The organism is Parafannyhessea sp., from assembly GCF_051876455.1.
In the GTDB taxonomy this organism is placed as follows: domain Bacteria; phylum Actinomycetota; class Coriobacteriia; order Coriobacteriales; family Atopobiaceae; genus Parafannyhessea.
The window spans coordinates 1-4,013 of the sequence record NZ_JBJEHW010000021.1 but is presented as its reverse complement, the minus strand read 5'-3'; the positions used below and the strand labels follow the sequence as shown (position 1 = coordinate 4,013).

The 4,013-nt window shown below is 70.1% G+C and carries 4 protein-coding genes; all 4 read left to right on the top strand.

Going from position 1 to position 4,013, the window contains the following annotated elements:
• The coding region (locus ACI38Z_RS00865; RefSeq protein WP_439788304.1) for an energy-coupling factor transporter transmembrane component T at positions 1 to 622 on the top strand (622 nt) is incomplete at its 5' end.
• Complete coding sequence (locus tag ACI38Z_RS00860) at positions 606 to 2,105, top strand: ABC transporter ATP-binding protein (protein WP_439788303.1); 1,500 nt, start codon at positions 606 to 608, stop codon at positions 2,103 to 2,105. The genes ACI38Z_RS00865 and ACI38Z_RS00860, both read left to right, overlap by 17 nt.
• The gene (locus ACI38Z_RS00855) at positions 2,102 to 2,887 is read left to right on the top strand and encodes an ECF transporter S component (protein ID WP_439788302.1); all 786 of its coding nucleotides are present in this window, start codon (positions 2,102 to 2,104) and stop codon (positions 2,885 to 2,887) included. Before ACI38Z_RS00860 ends, ACI38Z_RS00855 begins: the two co-directional genes overlap by 4 nt.
• 123 nt (positions 2,888 to 3,010) lie before the next feature.
• Positions 3,011 to 4,012 carry an SGNH/GDSL hydrolase family protein gene (locus ACI38Z_RS00850; RefSeq protein WP_439788301.1) on the top strand — a complete coding sequence of 334 codons (1,002 nt, stop codon included), beginning with the start codon at positions 3,011 to 3,013 and terminating at the stop codon, positions 4,010 to 4,012.
• The last annotated feature ends 1 nt before the right edge of the window (position 4,013 follow it).

Sequence of the window (4,013 nt, the reverse complement as noted above, 5' to 3'; positions counted from 1 at the left end):
CACGCTGGGGCCCGTCACGGTGCGGCTCGAGGCGCTCGCGTACGGCCTATGCATGGGAGCCAGCCTGGTATCCATGCTGCAGTGGGTGGCCAACGCGGCGCACGTGCTCACGGAGGACCGCCTGCTCGAGCTGTCTGGCACCAGGCTTCCCGTGGTGACCACCATGGTGAGCATGGCGATCCAGCTGGTGCCGCAGCTGCGGCGTCGCTTTGGCGTGGTCGAGTCCGCGCGCGGCGCCTGCACGTCCGCCCAAGCCTCGCGCAAGGGCGGGCGCGTGCATGCGTCGACCGTGCTTATGGCATGGGCGATGGAGGACTCCCTCGAGCGGGCGGACTCCATGCGCGCCCGCGGCTGGGAGCTGGGCGGCCACCGCACCGGCTACCGCCTGGAGCCCCTGCGCGGAAGCGACGTGGCTGCCGCCGTGGCGGTGGGGCTCCTCGTGTTCGCGTCCGCGCTCGCTGCGAGCGTGGCGCAGGCGGAGTGGCACTTCTATCCCACCATGCCGGCGCTCCGCCCGTGGTGGGGCTACGTTCCGTTTGCGCTGCTGGCGCTCCTGCCCACGGCGCTTACACTTGTCTTGCGGCTCAAAGAGGGGAGGCTGGGCAGTGTCGAAAACAGATGAGGCCACTGGCGCGGGCGAGAAGGACGCGCGCCTCACGTCCGAGCCTGCCCTCGAGCTGGAGGGCGTGTCCTTCTCGTACGCGGTGCCCGAGGGGGCGCCCGAGCCCGCAGGGGGTGCGCCCCTCGTGCTCGACCATGCGGACCTGAGTGTGCCGCAGGGCGCGTTTGCGCTGCTCGTGGGGGGTACGGGCTCCGGCAAGACCACGCTCCTGCGCCTGTGCAAGCCGGAGATCCGTCCCGAGGGCGGGCTTGCGGGCACCGTCCGCGTGCTCGGGCGCGACTCGCGCGGGCTCTCCCCGCGCGAGTCCGCCGGGCTCGTGGGCTTCGTGTTCCAGAGCCCGGACAGTCAGATTGTGTGCGACAGCGTGTGGCACGAGCTTGCGTTTGGTTTGGAGAACCTGGGTGTCCCACAGGACCAGATGCGTCGCCGCGTGGCCGAGACCTGCTACTTCTTTGGGATGGAGCCCTGGTTCCACAGGCGCTGCGCGAGCCTTTCCGGCGGGCAGCGCCAGCTCTTGGCCCTGGCTTCCGTACTCTGCATGCGCCCGCGGCTCCTGCTTCTGGACGAGCCCACGTCCATGCTCGACCCTGTGGCCGAGAAGAGCTTCCTATCGCTTCTCTTTAGGGTCAACCGCGAGCTCGGCTGCACCGTCGTCGTGGCGACGCACAACCCCGGCCCCATGCTCGACTTCGCGAGCATGGCGTTTGCGATGGAGGACGGCCGCCCCCGCCAGGTGCCGCTCGAGTCGCTGTCCGGGGAGCCCGACCTCCTGGCCCGGGGCGGCGCGACGGCAGAGGCGTCCGCCGCAAGGCCGGAGCCGGGCGAGCGCGTCGTGCGCGTGTCCGGCGCCTGGCTGCGCTACGAGCGCGAGGCCCCGTGGGTGCTGCGCGGCTGCGACCTCGAGCTCCGCAGGGGAGAGGTGCGTGCCCTCGTGGGTGGCAACGGGTCCGGCAAGTCCACGCTCATCATGGCGGTTGCCGGCATGCTGCGCCTGCAGCGCGGCCGCGTGTCCAACGCGCTTTCCGGCTCGCAGGCGCTGCTGCCGCAGTCGCCCAAGGCGCTGCTCTCGCAGCCGAGCGCGGGCGAGGAACTGATGGAGTGGAGCGGTTCCGCGGGCTACACGCGCGGGCAGATGGTGGAGCTCGCGACGTCGTTTGGGCTGGCGGGTGCGCTCGACCGACACCCGTACGACCTCTCCGGCGGCCAGCAGCAGCTGCTGGCCCTCGCAAAGCTGCTGCTCACGCGCCCGCGGCTCCTGCTCCTGGACGAGCCCACCAAGGGGCTCGACAACGCGGCCCGCGGACTCGTGGCTACGCACGTGCGGCAGGCGGCGGCGCGTGGTGCCACCGTCCTTCTCTCCACGCACGACGTGGCGTTTGCCCGTGCGGTCGCGGATGCCTGCTCGCTCCTGTTCGACGGGCAGGTGGCGCTCACGCAGCCCGCGGGGCAGTTCTTTGACGAGTCTTGGGTGTGGCACGCATGAGCCGGCAGGAGGCGCGGCAGGCGCAGGCAACCCAGCAGACAGCCACAAGCCGGCAGCCGTCCGAGCCCACGACCCCCGGGACACCGGCCCCCGGCACCCTTGCCCGCGTCCTGCGCGCGCTCGAGCTGCCGGCGCTCGTCGCGGTGCCTGCGGTGGCCGGGCTTTGCGCCTACCTTGGGCTTTCCGCCACCGGAGGCCTCGTCCTTCTCGTCACAATGCTCTGCCTTGCGCTCTTCTTCGCGAGCTTCGAGGCCTCCAAGCCGGCGCTGCGCCAGATCATGCCCACGGCCACGCTCGGGGCCGTGGCGGCGGCAGGGCGCATCCTCTTCGCGCCCGTGCCCGACGTCAAGCCCGTCTCGGCCATCGCCATCGTGGCGGGGGCCACGCTGGGCCGGCAGAGCGGCTTCATGGTGGGGGCGATTGCGGCGCTGGTCTCGAACTTCTTCTTTGGGCAGGGCGCCTGGACCCCCATGCAGATGTACGCGTGGGGGCTTGTGGGATACCTTGCGGGCGTGCTTGCGGACCTGGGCGCATTTCGCCACGGCTGGGTGCTCTACGCATATGGCTTTGCTTCCGGCCTCCTGTACGGCCTGCTGCTCAACGGCTGGTACGTGTTGGGCTACGTGAGGCCGCTCGCGCGGGGACCGGTCCTGACCGCCTTTGCGCTGGGCCTCCCGCTCGACGTGACGCACTCTGTAGCCACGGTGGGCTTCCTTGCGGCGATCTGGCTGCCGTGGGGCCGTGCCATCAGGCGCGTCGTTGCAAAGTACGGGCTTCGCTAGCGGCTTGCGGCTGCCTGCGCGGGTGCCAACGCCGTGCACATCCCGCGCGCGTCCCAAGCGGACACTTCGCCAAGGCCTGCTAGAATCGTGCGAGTAGCATCGCGACGGGGGAGGGTCCGCACAGTGGCCAAGCACATGGGCAAGAGGAGCGTGGAGCCGGGCAAGGCGCGCGGTCATGGGGCCAAGCCTCAGAAGGCCACGGCGTACGGCCAGCATCCCGTGCGGCGCACCCTCGTGACGCTCGCGGTCGCACTCGGCATCTGCGCGCTGATTGTGGGCCTGGGCGAGGCGGGCATCCTCCACTATCCCGAGCAGCCCAAGCCGGCGCCCGCCGCGACCAAGGATGCCCACCCGGACACGCTGGAAGACGACGGTGGCAACAAGGACGACTCTGGCTCCTCGGTGTCGGCCGCTCAGGATGGCACGGGTTCCGTGGACGGCTCCGCTTCGGGGCAGGCAGCCGCGAAACTCATCGTGAGCGACAAGTTCGAGGACATGTTCGAGGAGGGCGAGGTGCACTCCATCCGCGTCATAGGCGACAGCATCACCGCAGGTTACGGGTGCGACGGCTACGGTACGCCGTCCGACACCAACGTCACGGTCTACAGCGGGAAGGAGGGAGCCTACAAGGAGACCGCAACCACCGTGGGCTGCTGGACCAACGACTTCCGCGCGTTCGCGCTGCAGCACGGCGTCACCAGCTTCGTGAACGCCGGCGTCTCCGGCTTCAGGATGCAGTACCTTGCCGAGGACCCGTCCTCCTGGCTGGGCGACGGCGCGGACGTGATCGTGGTCATGCTCGGCACCAACGACGCCTCGCGCCGCACGGAGGTGGAGTTCTCGGCGGACGCGGAGATCGGCCTCGCCGCGGCGGCAGCCAAGTGCAAGCTCCTCATCGTGGTGTCCCCGCCCAACAACGCGCGCACGGACGCCACCAACAACTTCAGCATGCAGCGCGTCAACCAGGTCCTGACGTCCCTCTGCAGGCTCAAGGGCTACGTGCACGCGTCCTTCCTCAACACGCTCGCACTCTACACGGCCGACTACAACTCCGACCAGTGCCATCCCACCTCGGAGGGCTCGCACAAGCTGTGGGCCGCCTTCAAGGAGCAGCTCGCGCTGTAGC